The organism is Pseudomonas sp. FW300-N1A1 (assembly GCF_058789115.1).
This window is the reverse complement of the sequence record NZ_JBYTBK010000015.1, coordinates 63,561-82,786: the sequence shown is the minus strand read 5'-3', so window position 1 is coordinate 82,786 and position 19,226 is coordinate 63,561. Positions and strand designations below refer to the sequence as shown.

17 protein-coding genes and 1 pseudogene are annotated in these 19,226 nt (G+C 59.6%); 8 read left to right on the top strand and 10 right to left on the bottom strand.

Going from position 1 to position 19,226, the window contains the following annotated elements; all coding sequences use genetic code 11:
- The 3 genes from AC3WQN_RS13010 to AC3WQN_RS13000 form a co-directional block, all read right to left on the bottom strand.
- On the bottom strand, positions 1 to 1,098 hold the full coding sequence (locus tag AC3WQN_RS13010; protein WP_103399848.1) for an amino acid ABC transporter permease: 1,098 nt from the start codon (positions 1,096 to 1,098) through the stop codon (positions 1 to 3).
- Positions 1,099 to 1,108: 10 nt separating this feature from the next.
- Positions 1,109 to 2,290: an amino acid ABC transporter permease gene (locus AC3WQN_RS13005; protein WP_103399849.1), complete on the bottom strand. Its 1,182-nt coding sequence runs from the start codon at positions 2,288 to 2,290 to the stop codon at positions 1,109 to 1,111.
- A 65-nt stretch (positions 2,291 to 2,355) separates the two neighbouring features.
- Positions 2,356 to 3,387 carry an amino acid ABC transporter substrate-binding protein gene (locus AC3WQN_RS13000; RefSeq protein ID WP_103399850.1) on the bottom strand — a complete coding sequence of 344 codons (1,032 nt, stop codon included), beginning with the start codon at positions 3,385 to 3,387 and terminating at the stop codon, positions 2,356 to 2,358.
- Between the two features lie 468 nt (positions 3,388 to 3,855).
- Between AC3WQN_RS13000 and AC3WQN_RS12995 the strand changes: the two genes are divergently transcribed.
- From AC3WQN_RS12995 to AC3WQN_RS12985, 3 genes are all read left to right on the top strand, one after another.
- Positions 3,856 to 4,512: an alpha/beta hydrolase gene (locus tag AC3WQN_RS12995; protein ID WP_103399851.1), complete on the top strand. Its 657-nt coding sequence runs from the start codon at positions 3,856 to 3,858 to the stop codon at positions 4,510 to 4,512.
- A gap of 96 nt (positions 4,513 to 4,608) precedes the next feature.
- Positions 4,609 to 6,084 carry an ATP-dependent RNA helicase RhlB gene (rhlB, locus tag AC3WQN_RS12990; protein ID WP_103399852.1) on the top strand — a complete coding sequence of 492 codons (1,476 nt, stop codon included), beginning with the start codon at positions 4,609 to 4,611 and terminating at the stop codon, positions 6,082 to 6,084.
- Between the two features lie 128 nt (positions 6,085 to 6,212).
- Positions 6,213 to 7,163, top strand: a complete 951-nt coding sequence (locus AC3WQN_RS12985) for an ornithine cyclodeaminase family protein (protein WP_103399853.1) — start codon at positions 6,213 to 6,215, stop codon at positions 7,161 to 7,163.
- Between the two features lie 13 nt (positions 7,164 to 7,176).
- On the opposite strand, the pseudogene AC3WQN_RS12980 reads toward AC3WQN_RS12985, so the two are convergent.
- Positions 7,177 to 7,254, bottom strand: a pseudogene (locus AC3WQN_RS12980) (outer membrane lipoprotein carrier protein LolA); the annotation flags it as partial.
- Positions 7,255 to 7,321: 67 nt separating this feature from the next.
- On the opposite strand from AC3WQN_RS12980, the gene AC3WQN_RS12975 reads away from it, so the two are divergent.
- Together AC3WQN_RS12975 and AC3WQN_RS12970 are read left to right on the top strand one after the other, a co-directional pair.
- Positions 7,322 to 8,449: an NAD(P)/FAD-dependent oxidoreductase gene (locus AC3WQN_RS12975; RefSeq protein WP_103399854.1), complete on the top strand. Its 1,128-nt coding sequence runs from the start codon at positions 7,322 to 7,324 to the stop codon at positions 8,447 to 8,449.
- Between the two features lie 88 nt (positions 8,450 to 8,537).
- A complete protein-coding gene (locus AC3WQN_RS12970; protein ID WP_103399855.1) occupies positions 8,538 to 9,164 on the top strand; it encodes a helix-turn-helix transcriptional regulator in 627 nt (208 codons plus the stop codon).
- A 45-nt stretch (positions 9,165 to 9,209) separates the two neighbouring features.
- Here the strand turns inward: AC3WQN_RS12970 and AC3WQN_RS12965 are convergent, their stop codons facing one another.
- From AC3WQN_RS12965 to AC3WQN_RS12940, 6 genes are all read right to left on the bottom strand, one after another.
- A complete protein-coding gene (locus tag AC3WQN_RS12965) occupies positions 9,210 to 9,986 on the bottom strand; it encodes an ABC transporter substrate-binding protein (protein WP_103399856.1) in 777 nt (258 codons plus the stop codon).
- Between the two features lie 221 nt (positions 9,987 to 10,207).
- Entirely contained in the window at positions 10,208 to 10,657 is a 450-nt protein-coding gene (gene moaE / locus AC3WQN_RS12960; protein ID WP_095149012.1) for a molybdopterin synthase catalytic subunit MoaE, read from the bottom strand.
- Between the two features lie 3 nt (positions 10,658 to 10,660).
- On the bottom strand, positions 10,661 to 10,903 hold the full coding sequence (locus tag AC3WQN_RS12955) for a MoaD/ThiS family protein (protein ID WP_095077670.1): 243 nt from the start codon (positions 10,901 to 10,903) through the stop codon (positions 10,661 to 10,663).
- Positions 10,900 to 11,373: a cyclic pyranopterin monophosphate synthase MoaC gene (moaC, locus tag AC3WQN_RS12950; RefSeq protein ID WP_095077671.1), complete on the bottom strand. Its 474-nt coding sequence runs from the start codon at positions 11,371 to 11,373 to the stop codon at positions 10,900 to 10,902. Before moaC ends, AC3WQN_RS12955 begins: the two co-directional genes overlap by 4 nt.
- A 232-nt stretch (positions 11,374 to 11,605) precedes the next feature.
- Positions 11,606 to 13,000, bottom strand: coding sequence for a PhoH family protein (locus AC3WQN_RS12945; RefSeq protein ID WP_095077673.1), 1,395 nt, complete (start codon positions 12,998 to 13,000; stop codon positions 11,606 to 11,608).
- 338 nt (positions 13,001 to 13,338) lie between these two features.
- Entirely contained in the window at positions 13,339 to 14,463 is a 1,125-nt protein-coding gene (locus AC3WQN_RS12940) for a polysaccharide deacetylase family protein (protein ID WP_103399857.1), read from the bottom strand.
- Positions 14,464 to 14,709: 246 nt separating this feature from the next.
- On the opposite strand from AC3WQN_RS12940, the gene yaaA reads away from it, so the two are divergent.
- The 3 genes from yaaA to alg8 all read left to right on the top strand — a co-directional run bounded on the left by yaaA (position 14,710) and on the right by alg8 (position 19,203).
- A complete protein-coding gene (yaaA, locus tag AC3WQN_RS12935) occupies positions 14,710 to 15,489 on the top strand; it encodes a peroxide stress protein YaaA (protein ID WP_103399858.1) in 780 nt (259 codons plus the stop codon).
- Positions 15,490 to 16,302: 813 nt separating this feature from the next.
- Positions 16,303 to 17,619 (top strand): nucleotide sugar dehydrogenase, encoded by a 1,317-nt coding sequence (locus AC3WQN_RS12930; RefSeq protein WP_103399859.1) that lies wholly within the window; start codon positions 16,303 to 16,305, stop codon positions 17,617 to 17,619.
- A 102-nt stretch (positions 17,620 to 17,721) separates the two neighbouring features.
- Positions 17,722 to 19,203 (top strand): mannuronan synthase, encoded by a 1,482-nt coding sequence (alg8, locus tag AC3WQN_RS12925; RefSeq protein WP_371918495.1) that lies wholly within the window; start codon positions 17,722 to 17,724, stop codon positions 19,201 to 19,203.
- The last annotated feature ends 23 nt before the right edge of the window (positions 19,204 to 19,226 follow it).

Below are 19,226 nucleotides of genomic sequence, written 5' to 3'. Positions count from 1 at the left end.
CTAACGCTTGTGGCCTGTGTCCAGCTTGCGTTCCAAATGCATGGAATAGCGGGACATACCAAAACAGAAAATCCAGAACACCAGGGCCGCGAACACGTAGCCTTCAGTGGCCATGCCCAGCCATTTCGGGTCGGCGGCGGCTTGCTTGACGCTGTTGAGCAAGTCGAACAGGCCGATGATGATCACCAGGCTCGTGTCCTTGAACAGCGCAATGAAGGTATTGACGATGCCGGGAATCACCAGCTTCAGGGCTTGCGGCAGAATCACCAGGCCCATGCTGCGCCAGTAACCAAGGCCCATCGCCGCGGCCGCTTCGTACTGACCCTTGGGGATCGCTTGCAGGCCGCCCCGCACCACCTCGGCAACGTAGGCCGACTGGAACAGGATGACCCCGATCAAGGCCCGCAGCAGCTTGTCGAAGTTCATGCCTTCGGGCAGGAACAACGGCAGCATCACCGACGACATGAATAGCACCGTGATCAATGGCACACCGCGCCAGAACTCGATGAAGGTCACGCAGACCACGCGAATCGCCGGCATGTTCGAACGCCGCCCCAACGCCAGCATGATCCCCAGCGGCAAGGCTCCGGCGATCCCGACCGTGGCGATCACCAGGGTCAGCATCAGGCCGCCCCATTGGCTGGTTGCCACGGTGGTCAGGCCGAAGATGCCGCCATTCAGCAGGAAGTAGGCAAAGATCGGGTACAGCACCAGGAAGCCCAGGCCGTACACCGCCTTGTGGTGGAAGCGCGAGATGAACAGCGGCGCCACGCCGAGTACCGCCAGCCACACGGTCAGGTCAACGCGCCAGCGCAGATCCGTCGGGTAGTAGCCGTACATGAACTGGCCAAAGCGCTGCTGGATGAACACCCAGCAGGCGCCCTCCTTTGTGCAGTCGGCCTGGCTGGTGCCGACCCAGTTGGCGTCAAGGACCGCCCACTGCAGGATCGGCGGTACCACCAGGTAAATCAGGTAGAACGCCAGCAGGGTCAGCAGGGTGTTGAGCCAACTGGAGAACATGTGCTCCCGCATCCACGCCACCACACCGATACTGCGGTTAGGGGCTGGCATGTCAGGTTTGAAAATATGAATGCTCATGCGCGTTTCCTCACCGCTCGATCAGCGCAATGCGCTTGTTGTACCAGTTCATCAGCAGGGAAATGCTGATACTGATCGCCAGGTACACGCTCATGGTGATGGCAATGACTTCGATTGCCTGCCCGGTCTGGTTGAGCACCGTGCCGGCAAACAACGAGACCATTTCCGGATATCCGATACCGGCGGCCAGCGAGGAGTTCTTCGCCAGGTTCAGGTATTGGCTGGTCAGCGGTGGAATGATCACTCGCAGGGCTTGCGGGATGATCACCTTGCGCAGGGTCGGACCGTTGCGCAGCCCCAGCGAGCGGGCCGCTTCGGTCTGCCCGTGACTGACCGACTTGATCCCGGAGCGCACGATCTCGGCGATGAACGCCGCGGTGTACACCGTCAGGGCCAACGTCAGCGCCAGCAGTTCAGGAATCAGTACCCAGCCGCCGACGAAGTTGAAACCCTTGAGCTCAGGCATTTCCCAATGCAGCGGTGCACCGAAGATCAGCGCGCACAGTGCAGGGATCACCAGGAACATCGCCAGCCCCACCCAGAATTTGTGGAACGGGACGCCGGTGGCTTCGAAACGCTTGTTGGCCCAGCGGCACATCAGCACGATGGCGACAATGGCCACGACGATGCTCGACATAAATGCCCAGAAGCCGTCCGCTGCCAGCGCTGCCGGCATGTTCAGGCCGCGGCTGCTGACATAGAAGGTGTCACCGAAGTTGTGGCTGTTGCGTGGCCCTGGCATGGTCAGGAACACCGCAAAGTACCAGAACAGGATCTGCAGCAGTGGCGGGATGTTACGGAAGACTTCCACGTAAACCGTGGCCAGCTTGGCGATGATCCAGTTCGACGACAACCGTGCCACACCGACGATGAATCCGAGGATCGTCGCCAGAATCACGCCGATGAAGGTCACCAGCAAAGTGTTGAGCAGGCCGATGACAAACACCCGGGCATAGCTGTCCGATTCGGTGTAGTCGATCAGGTGTTGAGCGATGCCGAATCCGGCACTGCGCTCCAGAAAGCTGAAACCGGAGGTAATACCCCGGTGCTCCAGGTTGGTTTGAGTGTTATCGAACAGAAACCAGCCCAGCGAGACCACCGCGACAATCGTGATGATCTGAAATACCCAGGCACGCACTCGTGGATCGCTGAGGCTGAGCCTCTGCTTTGGTGCGCCGATTGAATTTTGCATGAAGTGCCCCGCAAATAATGGAACAGAACATCACCCGGCGGTTGGCCCACCGGGTGATAGATCCATCAGCGCACTGGTGGTGCGTATTGAATGCCGCCGTTGTTCCACAGAGCGTTCAGCCCGCGGTCGATTTCCAGCGGAGTGCTCTTGCCGAGGTTCTTCTCGAACACTTCGCCATAGTTGCCGACTTGCTTGACGATCTGCACGACCCAGTCTTTTTTCACTTTCAGGTCTTTACCGTATTCACCGTCGGTACCCAGCAGACGGGCAACGTCCGGGTTCTTGGTGGCCTTGGCTTCGGCTTCGACGTTCTTCGACGTGATGCCTGCTTCTTCGGCGTTGAGCATGGCGTAGCCAGTCCAGCGCACGATGGCCAGCCACTCGTCGTCGCCGTTACGCACGACCGGGCCCAGCGGCTCCTTGGAAATGGTTTCCGGCAGAACCACGTAGTCCGCAGGCTTTGCCAGCTTGCTGCGCTGGGCGAACAGCTGGGATTTGTCGGAGGTCAGTACGTCGCAACGGCCGGACTCCAGCGACTTGGCGCTTTCATCGGAGGTGTCGAAAGTGATCGGGGTGTATTTCAGACCGTTGCCGCGGAAGTAGTCGGAAACGTTCAGCTCGGTGGTGGTACCGGCCTGGATACAGATGGTCGCGCCATCCAGCTCTTTGGCGCTCTTGACGCCCAGCTTGTTGTTTACCAGGAAGCCGATACCGTCGTAGTAAGTGATGAAGCCAGGAAACTTGAGGCCCATGCCCGAGTCACGGGAGCTGGTCATGGTGGTGTTGCGCGACAGGATGTCGATTTCGCCCGACTGCAGCGCGGTGAAGCGCTCCTTGGCGTTCAACTGACTGAACTTGACCTTGGTCGCATCGCCGAATACGGCAGCGGCCACGGCACGGCAGTAGTCGGCGTCGATACCGACGATCTTGCCGGTGGAGTCCGGAACCGAGAAGCCCGGCAGACCGTCACTCACACCGCACTGTACGAAACCTTTTTTCTGGACCGCATCCAGGGTTGCACCCGCCTGGGCAAACCCACTGACGCCGAGTACTGCGGCCGCAGTCACGACTGCCAGGGTGGATTTCAACATCTTCATTCAAACCTCCAGTTTTGCTCTTGTTGTGTCGGAGCTTGAGTCCTGCCGCACCCTTTTGAGGCGCTGTTGACCCGTGTTGGCTTTTTATAGGGTCAAGCGGCGTCAGACCTTAGCTATGAGTCTAGTAGGAGAAAATCCACATAATGGAAAACTCACTTCTCACCAATCGGCCGAACGGGCTGTAGCCCTTTCTAGTCTGCCAAGCCCGTAGCGGCCTATGGCGAACGTCCATCACCGGATTTTTTGCTCTCCCACAGCCAGTCGTACACTGATAGTGTTACCGCCAGGCGCAGGATTGCTTGCACAGGTTTTTCCATAGCAAGCGCCGTACCACACCGGCCGCTTAAGCGGTTCAGTGACAGGTCAAGAGCAAAACTTGCAACCTTGCGACATCTTCTTAACTGATCGACATGCCGTGCACTTTGAGCTCGCACTCAAAGGGAGCGAGCGCACAACAATGGAGCAACCATGACCGAGCCCTTGATTCTTCACCCCGCCAAGCCCGAAGACGCTTGTGTCATCTGGCTTCACGGCCTGGGCGCCGACCGCTATGACTTCCTGCCAGTGGCCGAAGCGTTACAGGAAATACTGCAGACAACCCGCTTCGTGCTGCCCCAGGCGCCGACCCGCGCCGTGACCATCAACGGTGGTTACGAGATGCCGAGCTGGTACGACATATTGGCCATGAGCCCCGCGCGGGCAATCAACCGTGAACAACTGGATGAATCGGCACAGCGGGTCATCGATTTGATCGAAGAGCAGCGCACCAGCGGAATAGACGCCTCGCGTATTTTCCTGGCCGGCTTTTCCCAAGGTGGCGCGGTGGTCTTGCACAGCACGTTCCTCAAATGGCAGGGACCGCTTGGTGGCGTACTTGCCCTCTCCACCTATGCGCCAACCTTCAGCGACGAGCTGGAACTTTCCGCCAGCCAACAGCGGATTCCGGTGCTGTGCCTGCATGGCCAGTACGACGATGTCGTGCAGAACGCCATGGGCCGCACGGCCTACGAGCACCTGAAGGCCCATGGTGTCACCGTGGCATGGCAGGAATACCCAATGGGTCACGAAGTGTTACCTGAAGAAATTCGCGATATTGGCGCCTGGCTCAGCGAACGTTTGCGCTAGCACACAAACTTCGTGTAGCAGTATGACCAACACACTACGCCGCGCCCGATTCTTGCATTACACTGGCCGGCGTACATTCCTTAACCAATTGATGAGATGACCGTGCTCAAAGCACTCAAGAAAATGTTCGGTAAAAGCGAGGCTGAGCAGCTCGCGCCCAGCTCCAGCGCACCTTCCCCGACTACCAGCAGCCGTACCGACGGTCATCAGCCTGGCCGTGCCGCTGCCGTTACGGCTCCCCAACACGAGCAGGTGAACCCGCCTGCCAGCGAAGCGGTCGCGCAAAAACCGCACGACGAGCCGGTAAAACCTGCCAAGCCACGTCGCGAACGTGCCGCCAAGCCGCCGGTCGTCGCCTGGAAACTCGAGGATTTCGTCGTCGAGCCCCAGGAAGGCAAAACCCGCTTCCACGATTTCAAACTGGCCCCGGAACTGATGCACGCCATCCAGGACCTGGGTTTCCCGTACTGCACGCCGATCCAGGCGCAAGTACTGGGTTTCACCCTGGCCGGCAAAGACGCCATCGGTCGCGCCCAGACCGGTACCGGCAAAACCGCCGCGTTCCTGATCTCGATCATCACCCAACTGCTGCAGACCCCGCCGCCGAAAGAGCGCTACATGGGCGAGCCGCGGGCGCTGATCATCGCCCCCACCCGTGAACTGGTGGTGCAGATCGCCAAGGACGCGGAGAACCTGACCAAGTACACCGGCCTCAACGTGATGACCTTCGTCGGCGGCATGGACTTCGACAAGCAGCTCAAGCACCTCGAAGCCCGCCACTGCGACATCCTCGTGGCCACGCCAGGCCGCCTGCTGGACTTCAACCAGCGCGGCGACGTGCACCTGGACATGGTGGAAGTGATGGTGCTGGACGAAGCCGACCGGATGCTCGACATGGGTTTCATCCCGCAAGTACGTCAGATCATTCGCCAGACCCCACCCAAAAGCGAACGCCAGACCCTGCTGTTCTCCGCGACTTTCACCGAAGACGTGATGAACCTGGCCAAGCAATGGACCACTGATCCGTCCATCGTCGAAATCGAATCCGAGAACGTGGCCAGCGAAAACGTCGAGCAGCACATCTACGCCGTGGCCGGTGCCGACAAGTACAAGCTGCTCTACAACCTGGTCAACGACAACGGTTGGGAGCGGGTCATGGTCTTCGCCAACCGCAAGGATGAAGTGCGACGCATCGAAGAACGCCTGGTGCGCGACGGTGTCAACGCCGCCCAACTGTCGGGCGACGTACCGCAGCACAAGCGCATCAAGACCCTGGAAGGCTTCCGCGAAGGCAAGATCCGCGTACTGGTGGCCACCGATGTCGCCGGTCGCGGGATTCACATCGACGGCATCAGCCACGTGATCAACTTCACCCTGCCCGAAGTGCCGGACGATTATGTGCACCGCATCGGCCGTACCGGTCGTGCAGGCGCCGATGGTGTGTCCATCAGCTTTGCCGGTGAAGACGACTCCTACCAACTACCGTCCATCGAGACGCTGCTGGGCCGCAAGATCAGTTGCGAAACCCCGCCGACCCATCTGCTACGCCCCGTAGAGCGCAAGCGCCCGTAGGTCGAGTAGCAACCAGAGAAGCGCAGCCGGCAACGGACTGCGCTTTTTTTACGCCTGGATATTGCCAATCAGAATAATAAGTCCACAATGGACAAATTAGTTTGCTTGCGACTCCATGGAGCATCTGCATGTCCAGCACCCCTTTTGTGATCGCCAAACCCCAGGCCCGCGAACTGCTTGATCAAGTCGATGTACCGCAGATCCTGCGCAAGCTGTTTCGTGACCTGGCCACCGGCCAGGCCGTGCAACCGGCTCAGCAACTGGTGGAATTCCCGCAAGGCGCTGGCGACTTCATCAACTACCTCGGGGTGTTGGCCGCAGACGGTGTGTACGGGGTGAAAACCTCGCCCTACATCGTGCGCAAGGACGGCGGGCCTCTGGTCACGGCCTGGACGTTGTTGATGTCGATGCAGACCGGCCAGCCCTTGATGCTGTGTGATGCCGGCGAGTTGACCACGGCTCGCACCGCCGCCACCACGGCCGTGGCCATTGACACCCTGGCCCGGCCAAACGCGGCACGCCTGGCAATCATTGGCAGCGGCCCGGTAGCGCAAGCGCACCTGCACTACGTGAAGCACCTGCGCGAGTGGCAAAGCATCAGTCTCCATTCGCCCAGCCTGGCGAGTTGCAGTGCCGAAAAACAGGCTCAATGGATGGCCATCGACCCACGTCTGCAAATAGAACGCAGCCTTGAAGCGGCGATCCTGGACGCCGACGTGATCATGCTCTGCACCTCATCCGCAGGTCCCGTGATCGATCCACGGAACCTGAGCAAGCCGGCGCTGATCACCTCCATCAGCACCAACGCCGTGCGGGCTCACGAAGTGCCGCCACACTCCCTGAACGACATGCAGGTCTATTGCGACTATCGCCTGACCACACCGGGTTCGGCCGGCGAAATGCTGATCGCCAGCGAACAGCATGGCTGGGACAAGTCCTCGATCATCGGCGACCTGGCTGAACTGCTGAGCGAACAGGCGCCACGCCCGGCCTATGATCGCCCTGTGTTTTTCCGCTCCATCGGGCTGGGCCTGGAAGACATCGCGCTGGCCAACGCCATTTACCAATTACTGAACTGACACTCCCCCCCTCTGTAGGAGCGAGCTTGCTTGCGAATAACCTGAGGGCGCCGTCGGGCATCAGGTTCTCTGCGTTATCGTTCACGACCATCGCGAGCAAGCTCGCTCCTACAGGCCACCTCCATACTTTTGGTATTTACGCCTTTCAGGAGACGTTCATGACCCAGGCAGACTTCATCATCATCGGCGGTGGTATCGCCGGTGCTTCCACCGGTTTCTGGCTGTCGCAGCACGCTCGGGTAATCGTGCTGGAACGTGAATCCCATCCGGCCTACCACTCCACCGGGCGTTCTGCGGCGTTGTACACCGCGGCCTACGGCACGCCACAAGTGCGGGCGTTGACCCAGGCCAGCCGGGATTTCTTCGACGCACCACCAACCGGCTTCTGCGAACACCCGCTGCTGACCCCGCGCGGCGAGATGACCGTCGACTTCACCGGTGATCCGGACGAGTTGAACAACCAGTACCTGAGCGCCAAGGCCACGGTGCCGCAGATGCAACTGCTCAGCGCCGACGAAGCCTGTGCGCGCCTGCCGATCCTGCGTCGAGAAAAAGTCTTTGGTGCGATCTACGATCCGACCGCGACCGACATCGACACCGATGCCCTGCACCAAGGCTACCTGCGCGGCATCCGCCGCAATCAGGGCGAGGTACACACCGACAGTGAAGTGCTGGAGCTATCCCGGGATGCCGACGACCTCTGGCAGGTAAGCACCGCCCACCAGACCTTCAGCGCACCAGTCATCATCAATGCCGCCGGCGCCTGGGCCGACCGACTCGGTGAGATGGCCGGCGCCAACCCCCTGGGGCTGGTCCCCAAGCGCCGCGCCGCGTTCATCTTCGCCGGTCCCGAAGGTGTGGACATCCACAATTGGCCGATGCTGGTCAGCCTCGACGAGTCCTTCTACATGAAGCCGGACGCCGGGATGTTCCTCGGCTCGCCCGCCAATGCCGACCCGGTCGAACCCCACGACGTGCAGCCGGAAGAGCTGGACATCGCCATGGGCATCTACCAGATCGAAGAAGCCACCACCCTGACCATTCGCCGCCCTACCCGCACCTGGGCTGGCCTGCGCAGTTTTGTCGGCGATGGCGACCTGATCAGCGGCTTCGACCCCCGGGTGCCCGGGCTGTTCTGGGTCGCGGCCCAAGGGGGTTATGGCATCCAGACCTCGCCGGCCATGGGCCAGGCCAGTGCCGCGCTGGCTCGCGGTGAAGCCTTGCCGGAACACCTGCGCCGCTTTGGCCTGAGCGCCGAGATGCTGTCCCCTTCCCGCCTCGGCTGACCCCGCCTTGGGGTGACGTCCGATCCCGATTGCGGCAAACTTCCAGCGCCCCTGGCTCAAGGGGCGCTGATTGCCTGGAGCAACACCGATGACCCCACCTCTTCAAGATCCTGCCCTGGATAATTTCCGGGCGGTCGCCGACGCCATTGCCACGCTGTTTTTTCCCCACGCCGAGGTGGTGCTGCACGACCTGCGCACACAGAAAATCGACTACATCGCCAACAACCTGTCCAAACGCGAAGTCGGCGGCGATGCCGCGCTGGAAGACATGCTCAGCGGCGACATCAGCGAGCGCAACATTGGCCCCTATGAAAAACTCAATTGGGATGGTCAGAAGATCCGTAGCCTGAGCAGCGTGCTACGCGACAGCGAAGGTCAGCCGATGGCGGTGTTGTGCATCAACCTGAATATTTCGCTGCTTGAAAACGCCAAGGCGGCGCTGGACTTGTTCCTGTCGCCGAGCAAGCTGATTCCGCAACCCGATGCACTGTTTCGCGATGACTGGCAGGAACGGATCAACACCTTCCTGCATAGCTGGCTGCGGGAGCGGCAACTGGGCCTGAACGTACTGACCCGCGAGCATAAGCGCGAGCTGGTGCTGGCACTGCACGCCGAAGGTGCTTTCAAGGGCAAAAGTGCCTCCAACTATGTGGCCAATGTCCTGAACATGGGCCGGGCGACGGTGTACAAGCATTTGAAGGAATTGAAGGGCTGACATCTGCGGCTGTGGCGAGGGAGCACGCTCCCTCGCCACCGGTCATCAATCGCCGTAGATGTCCGACTTGAAGTAATGCTCGGAAATCTTCTGGTATTGGCCATCGGCCCGAATCGCGTCAATGGCGCTGTTGAGCTGGGTGACCAACTCGGTGTTGCCCTTGCGCACCGCAATCCCCGCCCCCTCGCCCACGTACTTCGGATCCTTGAGCTCCGGCCCGACGAAGGCGTAACCCTTGCCGCGTGGCATCGACAGGAAGTCGCTCAATGGAATGGTATCGGCGAAAATGGCATCCAGTCGCCCGGCCGCCAGGTCCATGTAGATCTCTTCATTGTTGCTGTAACGCGCCACCTTGATGCCCTTGGGCTCGAAGACTTCAGAGGCATAGCGGTCGGTCGTGGTCGCCCGTTGCACACCAATGGTCTTGCCTTTGAGGCTGGCATACTGGTCATCCACCACGGCCCCGTCCTTCATCACCAGCCGCGAGGAGGTGAAGTAGTACTTGTGGCTGAAGTCCACGGACTTCTTGCGGTCTTCGTTAATGGTCATGGACGACAGCGCGGCGTCGATTTTCTTTACTTTGAGGGAAGGAATCAAACCATCGAACTCACCCTCGACCCACTCGCACTTGACCTTCATCTGCGCGCACAGCGCATTGCCGATGTCATAGTCAAAACCGGTGATTTTTCCATCCGAGGTCTTGGAGGCAAACGGCGGATACGCCGCTTCAATCCCCAGGCGCAGGGTTTTCTCGGTGGCGAAAAGGCTGGTAGACGCCAGCAGACTGAGGGCCAGACCACTGATGAGGGGGAATTTCTTCATATTCGTTTTCTCGCGAGTTGTTGTTGGTTTGGCAAGAGTGAAGAATGAGAAACAGGGAACGTCTTTTTTGTACTTATAATTCCATACTGGACTTTTATGTATTTGACGTCAATCAGGCGAACAGGGGTATTTCGCCCATTGGTCGAGTGAGTGAGTTGAGGGGATTGGAGATCGTGGTAATCGTTCCCACGCGGGAGCGCGGGAACAATCAGCGCTGAACACTACTTCCAGCGATCCGCCGCCGCATGATCGCTTTCGCGCCCTTCCACCCAACGCGGGCCGTCGGAGGTCTGTTCTTTCTTCCAGAACGGTGCGCGGGTTTTCAGGTAGTCCATGACAAAGGCGCAGGCCTCGAATGCCGCCTCGCGGTGGGCGCTGGCCGCGCCGACGAAGACGATCGGTTCGCCCGGTTCCAGCGCGCCGATGCGATGCAGCACTTCAAGTTTGAGCAACGGCCAGCGCTGCTCTGCCTCCAGGGCAATCTTGCCGAGCGCCTTTTCGGTCATGCCCGGATAGTGTTCCAGGAACATTCCGGCCACATCGAGACCGTCATTGAAGTCGCGCACGTAGCCGACAAAACTGACCACCGCGCCGACGCCGACATTCGCCGCATGCATCGCATTGACTTCAGCACCGGGGTCGAACGCCGTGGGCTGCACGCGAATCGCCATGGCTCAACCTCCCGTCACGGTAGGGAAAAAGGCCACTTCATCACCGTCGCTCACCGGCTCGTCGAGCTGGCACAGGTCTTCATTGCGGGCACACATCAGGTTCTGTTCGCTCAGCACCTGGGCACCGTCGCGTTGTGCCAACAGCACGCGTACATCGTCGACCGTGGCGAAATCGCCTTCGACCTTCACCGAGTCCACGCCCAGCGCTTCGCGGTAACGGGCAAAAAACTTCACCGTCAGTTTCATTGCCCGGCCACCTGGTAATGCCCACTCTTGCCGCCAAGCTTTTCCAGCAAGCGCACGGTTTCGATGACCATGCCACGGTCCACGGCCTTGCACATGTCATAGATCGTCAGCGCGGCGACACTGGCGGCGGTCAGCGCTTCCATTTCCACCCCGGTCTGCCCCGCCAGTTTGCAGCGAGCGGTAATCCGCACGGCATCGACCCCTTCGGCACTGAGTTCAACCTTGACGCCTGTGAGCATCAGCGGATGACACAGGGGGATCAGATCGCTGGTTTTCTTCGCCGCCTGAATCCCGGCAATACGCGCCACGGCGAACACATCGCCCTTGGGGTGACCGCCGCTGACAATCATTTGCAGGGTTTCAGGGAGCATACGCACAAGCGCTTCGGCCGTGGCTTCACGGGACGTCACGGCTTTTTCAGTGACGTCGACCATATTGGCGCGACCTTGGGAATCGAGATGAGTCAGCACGGGATTACTCCTGATCAGGAGCGTCGATTGTAAACCCGCGGGTCAATTTTTCGCACGCCTGATTACGCCGTAGGAACGAGCTTGCTCGCGATGGTGGTCAATGATGACGCGTAAAACCTGATTTACCCCGGCGCCCTCAGGTTTCTCGCGAGCAAGCTCGCTCCTACAGGGGATATGGGTGTCGGGTAAAAAAAACCGGGCGGCTTTGCGGCCGCCCGGTTCTGATTGACGGTTACAAATGCGATTCGGCGTATTCGGCCAGAATCGAACGTGGCACCCCTTGCAGGGTGATGTGTACACCGTTGGGGAAATCCTTGAAGCGTTCAGTCAGGTAGGTCAGCCCGGAGCTGGTCGCGGACAGGTAAGGGGTGTCGATCTGCGCCAGGTTGCCCAGGCACACCACTTTGGAACCGGCACCGGCACGGGTGATGATGGTTTTCATCTGGTGCGGGGTGAGGTTCTGGCATTCATCGATCAGGATCAGGCTTTGCTGGAAGCTGCGACCACGGATGTAGTTGAGGGATTTGAACTGCAACGGCACTTTGCTGAGGATGTAGTCGACGCTGCCATGGGTACTTTCATCATCCATGTGCAAGGCTTCGAGGTTGTCGGTAATGGCGCCCAGCCAAGGTTCCATTTTTTCTGCTTCGGTACCCGGCAGGAAACCGATCTCCTGGTCCAGCCCCTGCACGCTGCGGGTGGCAATGATGCGCCGGTAGCGCTTACTGACCATGGTCTGCTCGATGGCTGCGGCCAGCGCCAGGATGGTTTTACCGGAACCGGCTGCGCCGGACAGGTTGACCAGGTGGATATCCGGGTCGAGCAAGGCATACAGCGCCAGGCTCTGGTAGATATCACGCGGCTTCAGGCCCCAGGCTTCCTGGTGCAACAGCGGTTCCTGGTGCAGGTCCAGAATCAGCAGCTTGTCTTCCTCGATTTCCTTGATCCAGCCGACAAATCCCTGCTCATCGATGATGAACTCGTTGATATGCACCGCCGGCAGGTTGTCGATCAACTGCACCTGGTGCCAGGTGCGGCCATGGTCCTGACGGGTTTCGACCTTGCTCACACGGTCCCAGAACGAGCCGGTCATGTTGTGATAGCCGTTAGGCAGCAACGATACGTCGTCGACCAACTGGTCGGTGCTGTAGTCCTCGGCCGCAATCCCGCAGGCCCGCGCCTTGAGGCGCATGTTGATGTCTTTGGTGACCAGCACCACAGGCAGCTTCGGATCGCGAGCGTGCAGGTCGATCAACTGGTTGATGATGATGTTGTCGTTCAGGTGCTCGGGCAGAATAATGTTCGGCTCGGTGCGCTTGCTCATCAGAATTGACAGCAAACCCTTGGGGCCGCTTTTTCCGCGCTGGATCGGCACACCCTGCTCGACGTCTTCGGGAGAGGCCTCGCCCAGGGTCTTGTCGATCAGGCGAATGGCCTGTCGACATTCGGCCGCAACGCTGTGATGCCCGCTCTTGAGCTTGTCCAGCTCCTCAAGGACGGTCATCGGGATGGCAACGTGGTGTTCTTCGAAGTTCAGGAGCGCGTTTGGATCGTGAATCAATACGTTGGTATCGAGTACATAAAGGATTGGCTGGTTGGAAGAAGAGCTACGTCCGTGATCATCCATACTCGGTCACCTTTGTGGGAGCCAGTCGACGCAATACCATGACAGTGCTGCGCCTCGAAGTGGCCACCGAATTCACCCGTGGGGGCTCCAGGTGAATTGCACACAAGCGGGTCTTGGAAGACGCCACCTGTGTTGCAGGTTTCGGCGGTCTGCCTTCGTAATACTCCAAAACCCGTGACAGAAAAAAGTACTTTGACGCTTTTTTGAAGTTTATTTTTCAGAGCGATAAAAAGCGCTTGGCGCATCGTCCGCGCACCGTTAAAGTCGAAAGTCCGCCTGCCTCGAAATCCCTCCTGAAATCACCCCAAGCCCAGTATTTCCGGGCCCTGCGTTTTTTTTCAGCGGAACGTATCCTGACAATCCTCCCAGCCAATCCCGCTTTGCGCCGTGTGCGTCAACAGCCAGGGCATCGCCGTTTTGACCCCATCCTGTTTTGCGTTGAAATTGATCACCCCATGGCGCCACAACAGCATCAGCGTCAGCACCCGCTGTGCGCTCTGTTCACCGGTCAACTGACGATTGCTGTCCGCAGGATCAATGTCCCAAAGCGCCACCTGCAACCCCTGGCCCCTGAAGAAACCGGCCGCATCAGCGCGGCGCTGGCCGGTGGGCGGACGGAACAGCGGTACGAAGTTCTCTGGCAGCTTGTTCTTCACCAGCTCGACGCTGCGCGTCACCGAGTACTGCCAGTCCTGCCAGTGACTGTGGGAACGGAACTCCCAGCCCTGCACGCCGATGCACTGCGTTGAATAGAGCGCTTGCAACTCGCCCACCGAGTGTTGCGCCAGACGGTTCTGGATATCACTGCCCAGCACAAAGAAGGTACCGCTCAGCTTCGCCTTGCGCAGGTACTCGGTCAGCCATGGCGTGTGATCCGGTGCGAGGTTGGCGCCGCTGTCGAAACTCAGTGCAAAGAGCCGGTCGTTGAGACCATCGCCATTGCGCTCGTGGTCGCCAAACAGCGCTACTTCGCTGCCGACCTGTGGCAGCAGCGCGGCCTTGCGCAACTGCTCGTCCAGGTAGCGCTCATGAAACTGCCGGCTCGGGTCGACCCAACGGGTGTAATAGGAGTCCGGGCCCAGCTCGAACTTGGCGGCCTGCTGACGCAGGGTATCCCGGTCCTCCACCAGGAAGCAGAAAGAAGCATCCTGATCGCAGCTCTGCTGGGCGAAGTTGTAATTGACGAGCAGGCGCTGCCACATCCGCTCGCGCAGGGTGTTGATGGCATCGAGGTTGATCATGCGCAGCCCCAGGCGCTGCTTTAATGCGGCTTCGTCCAGCGATTCACTGGCCAGCAGCGCGCGGGCAAATGTGAGGATCTCCGCCCGTGAGGCAACATCGAACAGGGTCGGGCTGGTCAGTGGTTCTGGCCAGGTACTGCGATCCAGCGAGGCCGGTTCGTTGGGCGCGGCAAACGCTCCGGCAGCCGACAGCCAGGCAACAAACAGTAAAGCGATACGCAAAGGGATGTCTCCGTTACAAAACCCGCGCGGCACTATAGCCGATCTGGCCGCCATCCCTGCGGCTACTGTGGCGAGGGAGCTTGCTCGCTCGCCACGGGCCTCTCACTCGCTTCAAGCGTTTCTTAACTGAACAGCATTGGGCTCCTGCCCCAGACTGTTTCCACCACCGATCACCTATGAGCTCGATAGCTGGAGTCAAGCAGGACAACCCCCTAGAATCGCCGCACGATTAAAGGAGACGACTTCATGCTGATGGTGATTTCCCCCGCCAAAACTCTCGATTACGAAACACCGCCGGCCACCCAGCGCTTCACTCAGCCGCAATACCTGGACCACTCCCAGGAACTGATCCTGCAGCTGCGCGAGCTGACACCGGCGCACATTAGCGAACTGATGCACGTTTCCGACAAGATCGGTGGCCTCAATGCCGCCCGTTTCGGCAGCTGGACCCCGGCCTTCACCCCGGAAAACGCCAAGCAGGCATTGCTGGCGTTCAAGGGCGACGTGTACACCGGCATGAATGCCCAGACCTTCAGCGAAGCCGATTTCGACTATGCCCAGCAGCACCTGCGCATGCTCTCGGGCCTCTACGGCCTGCTGCGCCCGCTGGACCTGATGCAGCCGTATCGGCTGGAGATGGGCACCAAGCTGGCTAACGCCCGTGGCAAGGATCTGTACGCCTTCTGGGGCACGCTCATCAGTGAGTGGCTGAATGAAGCGCTGGCCGAGCAAGGTGACGACGTACTGCTGAACCTGGCTTCCAACGAGTATTTCTCGGCGGTCAAACGCAGCGCCCTGAACGCCCGGATCATCAACACCGAGTTCAAGGACCTGAAGAACGGCCAGTACAAGATCATCAGTTTCTACGCGAAAAAAGCCCGCGGCATGATGAGCCGCTTCGTGATCCAGGAACGCATCGACGACCCCGCTGCACTCAAGCAATTTGACGCACAGGGGTACCGTTACAGCGCCGAACAATCGAAACCCGACAATCTGGTGTTCCTGCGCGATCACGCCCCCGAGTAACCCCTCCTCCTGGCGCACGGCATTGAGAGATGCACGTGCGCCTGCAACCTGCCCGATCCTGCCCCGCCACCCGCCAAATCGTCATTTTCATGACGCCAAAAACACAGCGCGCCTGTTCGCTAACTTTAATTTCACTCGACAACGGTGATTTTTTTCACTAGTGGCACGTGTTTTTTTTACCGGTAGTGGCATAAAACTATCCCCGCCAATTAACTCCCCGCCAATAAAGGGCGAAATGGTAAGTGCTATCAATATGAGGCCAGTGCCATCTTTGGCAATATTTCAAGAAATTTCAGTTTTCAGGATGAACGGCCATGAACTATCTGAAAATGCACCGCTCATACCACCGGTAACGATTCTCGCAGCGCTTGTACGAGATAACTTACGAACAGTGATAACCCTATAACCAAGTTGCTACACAACTTGCGCATCGGGACCACTGAATCGGGATAACAGTGAACCGCAGGAGAGAACCTAACCTCACTATCCCCATTAAGGCCAAGGCCTTGCCCCTGAAAGCGTGCTCACCCGGGCACCAAAGTGCTTGATGTTGCTGGCATTGTGCCGACATTCAAGCGCCACCATTCTGCTGCACCACGACGTCCCGAGGACGCCGGGCTGCATATCAGGGCAAGCCAACATAATCCGGCCAAGTTACGCACAACTTGAGTGCACTTATTTAGACACTCGACATTGAGTATGCCAGCACACGGCATTGTGGCGCCTGCTCGCCTAACTTCCGAGTGCACTTTGACCGCTGAACACTATTAACTTCGGCCATTTAATGGCGTGATATATACAGAGGTAAATGCGATGCGCATCAGCATATTTGGTTTGGGTTACGTCGGTGCAGTATGTGCCGGTTGCCTGTCTGCACGGGGCCACGACGTGGTTGGCGTTGATGTCGCCAAAGACAAGATCGACATGATCAACGCCGGTCGTTCACCGATCGTTGAACCGGGACTGGGTGAACTTCTGGAACAAGGTATCCAGACCGGTCGCTTGCGTGGCACGACCAACTTCGCCGAGGCGATTCGTGACACTGACCTGTCGATGATCTGCGTCGGCACGCCGAGCAAGAAGAACGGCGATCTGGAACTGAACTACATCGAGGCCGTGTGCCGCGAGATCGGTTTTGTCCTGCGCGACAAGACCACCCGCCACACCATCGTCGTGCGCAGCACCGTGTTGCCGGGCACCGTGGCCAATGTGGTGATCCCGATCCTCGAAGACTGCTCCGGCAAAAAGGCCGGCGTCGACTTCGGCGTGGCGGTCAACCCCGAGTTCCTGCGTGAAAGCACCGCGATCAACGACTACGACCAGCCGCCAATGACCGTCATCGGCGAGTTCGACAAGGCCTCGGGTGACGTCCTGCAATCGCTGTACGAAGAACTCGATGCACCGATCATCCGCAAGGACATCGCCGTGGCCGAGATGATCAAGTACACCTGCAACGTCTGGCACGCCGCCAAGGTGACCTTCGCCAACGAGATCGGCAACATCGCCAAGGCCGTCGGTGTCGATGGTCGTGAAGTGATGGACGTGGTCTGCCAGGACAAGACCCTCAATCTGTCCCAGTACTACATGCGCCCAGGCTTTGCCTTCGGCGGCTCCTGCCTGCCCAAGGATGTGCGCGCCCTGACCTACCGTGCCGGCACCCTGGACGTAGAAGCACCGCTGCTCAACTCGCTGATGCGCAGTAACGAGTCCCAGGTGCAGAACGCCTTCGACATCGTCAAGAGCCACGACAAACGCAAAGTCGCCCTGCTCGGCCTGAGCTTCAAGGCCGGCACCGACGACCTGCGCGAAAGCCCTCTGGTGGACCTGGCGGAAATGCTGATCGGCAAGGGGTATGACCTGAGCATCTACGACAGCAACGTCGAGTACGCCCGTGTGCACGGTGCGAACAAGGACTACATCGAGTCGAAGATCCCTCACGTCTCGTCCCTGCTCAATGCCGACTTCGACTCGGTGATCGACAACAGCGACGTGATCATCCTGGGCAACCGCGACGAGAAGTTCCGCGCCCTGGCCGAGACCGCGCCGGACGGTAAACAGGTCATCGACCTGGTCGGCTTCATGTCCAAGGCCACCAGCGCGAGTGGCCGGACTGAAGGCATCTGTTGGTAAGAGCAGCTTCAAGCTTCAAGCGGCAAGCGGCAAGTTCAAAGCTCCTCACTCGAGCCTTGTGGCTTGCCGCTTGGGGCCCCTCCACTCCGACGGATGTTGATTATGCACAGGCTAAAGCACGGCCTACTTCAGGCCGCCGGTTGGCTGTTGTTTTTATGTTTGCTGATGGGGCTCGCCCTCGCGTTACCCGCGTCCACGTTCGACTCCGAATCGAAGGACTTCATTTTCCTGATTGGCGCCGTGGGTATCTGGCGCTACTCGATGGGTGCCACGCACTTTGTGCGCGGCATGCTGTTTCTCTACGTGGTCTACCCGCACCTGCGGCGCAAAGTGCGCAAGCTCGGCAAGACGGCAGACCCGTCACACGTGTACCTGATGGTCACCAGTTTCCGTATCGATGCGCTGACCACCGCGCAGGTCTACAGCTCGGTGATCCGCGAAGCGATCGACTGCGAGTTGCCGACCACCGTGGTCTGCTCCATCGTCGAAATGTCCGATGAACTGCTGGTCAAAAGCCTGTGGAGCCGGATGAATCCGCCTGCCCGGGTCAAGCTCGACTTCGTGCGCATTCCCGGCACCGGCAAGCGCGACGGCCTGGCCTACGGTTTCCGCGCCATCTCCCGCCACCTGCCGGATGACCGCGCCGTGGTCGCCGTGATCGATGGCGACACCGTGCTCGGCGAAGGCTCGGTGCGCAAGACCGTGCCGTGGTTCCAGCTGTTCGGCAACGTCGGCGGCCTGACCACCAACGAGTTCTGCGAAGTGCGCGGCGGCTACATCATGAGCGAATGGCACAAGCTGCGTTTCGCCCAGCGTCACATCAACATGTGCTCGATGGCCCTGTCCAAGCGCGTGTTGACCATGACCGGGCGCATGTCGGTGTTCCGTGCCACCGTGGTCACCAACCCGGAATTCATCGCCGACGTGGAAAGCGACTCGCTGCAACACTGGCGCCTGGGTCGTTTCAAGTTCCTCACCGGCGACGACAAGTCGAGCTGGTTCAGCCTGATGCGCCTGGGCTACGACACCTTCTACGTGCCCGACGCCGCGATCAACACCGTCGAGCATCCGCCGGAAAAGAGCTTCATCAAGGCCAGTCGCAAGCTGATGTTCCGCTGGTACGGCAACAACCTGCGGCAGAACTCCCGGGCCCTCGGCCTTGGGGTGAAACGCCTCGGTGCGTTCACCTCGGTGGTGCTGTTCGATCAGCGCGTGTCGATGTGGACCTCCCTGCTGGGCCTGACCGTGGCGCTGATCGCCAGCTTCAAGTACGGCACCGCGTTCATCCTGGTGTACCTGCTGTGGATCGGCATCACCCGCCTGATCCTGACCCTGCTGCTGTCCTGCTCCGGCCACCGGATCGGCCCGGCCTACCCGGCCATTCTCTATTACAACCAGATCGTCGGCGCGCTGGTGAAGATCTACGTGTTCTTCCGCCTCGACCAACAGTCCTGGACTCGCCAGCCCACTTCCCTGACCCGTGATCTCGCCAGCTTTCAACGTTGGTTCAACACCTGGTCGTCTCGGACCATGACCTTCTCCGCCGGCAGTATTTTCGTCGCCGTGCTGCTGATGATGGTCTGACCGCCTTGCCTGAATTAACTAGG

Coding starts and splice junctions, on each gene's coding strand:
- AC3WQN_RS13010 (WP_103399848.1), bottom strand. CDS start 1,098: ATGAGCATTCATATTTTCAAACCTGACATGCCAGCCCCTAACCGCAGT.
- AC3WQN_RS13005 (WP_103399849.1), bottom strand. CDS start 2,290: ATGCAAAATTCAATCGGCGCACCAAAGCAGAGGCTCAGCCTCAGCGAT.
- AC3WQN_RS13000 (WP_103399850.1), bottom strand. CDS start 3,387: ATGAAGATGTTGAAATCCACCCTGGCAGTCGTGACTGCGGCCGCAGTA.
- AC3WQN_RS12995 (WP_103399851.1), top strand. CDS start 3,856: ATGACCGAGCCCTTGATTCTTCACCCCGCCAAGCCCGAAGACGCTTGT.
- rhlB (WP_103399852.1), top strand. CDS start 4,609: ATGACCGTGCTCAAAGCACTCAAGAAAATGTTCGGTAAAAGCGAGGCT.
- AC3WQN_RS12985 (WP_103399853.1), top strand. CDS start 6,213: ATGTCCAGCACCCCTTTTGTGATCGCCAAACCCCAGGCCCGCGAACTG.
- AC3WQN_RS12975 (WP_103399854.1), top strand. CDS start 7,322: ATGACCCAGGCAGACTTCATCATCATCGGCGGTGGTATCGCCGGTGCT.
- AC3WQN_RS12970 (WP_103399855.1), top strand. CDS start 8,538: ATGACCCCACCTCTTCAAGATCCTGCCCTGGATAATTTCCGGGCGGTC.
- AC3WQN_RS12965 (WP_103399856.1), bottom strand. CDS start 9,986: ATGAAGAAATTCCCCCTCATCAGTGGTCTGGCCCTCAGTCTGCTGGCG.
- moaE (WP_095149012.1), bottom strand. CDS start 10,657: ATGGCGATTCGCGTGCAGCCCACGGCGTTCGACCCCGGTGCTGAAGTC.
- AC3WQN_RS12955 (WP_095077670.1), bottom strand. CDS start 10,903: ATGAAACTGACGGTGAAGTTTTTTGCCCGTTACCGCGAAGCGCTGGGC.
- AC3WQN_RS12945 (WP_095077673.1), bottom strand. CDS start 13,000: ATGGATGATCACGGACGTAGCTCTTCTTCCAACCAGCCAATCCTTTAT.
- yaaA (WP_103399858.1), top strand. CDS start 14,710: ATGCTGATGGTGATTTCCCCCGCCAAAACTCTCGATTACGAAACACCG.
- AC3WQN_RS12930 (WP_103399859.1), top strand. CDS start 16,303: ATGCGCATCAGCATATTTGGTTTGGGTTACGTCGGTGCAGTATGTGCC.
- alg8 (WP_371918495.1), top strand. CDS start 17,722: ATGCACAGGCTAAAGCACGGCCTACTTCAGGCCGCCGGTTGGCTGTTG.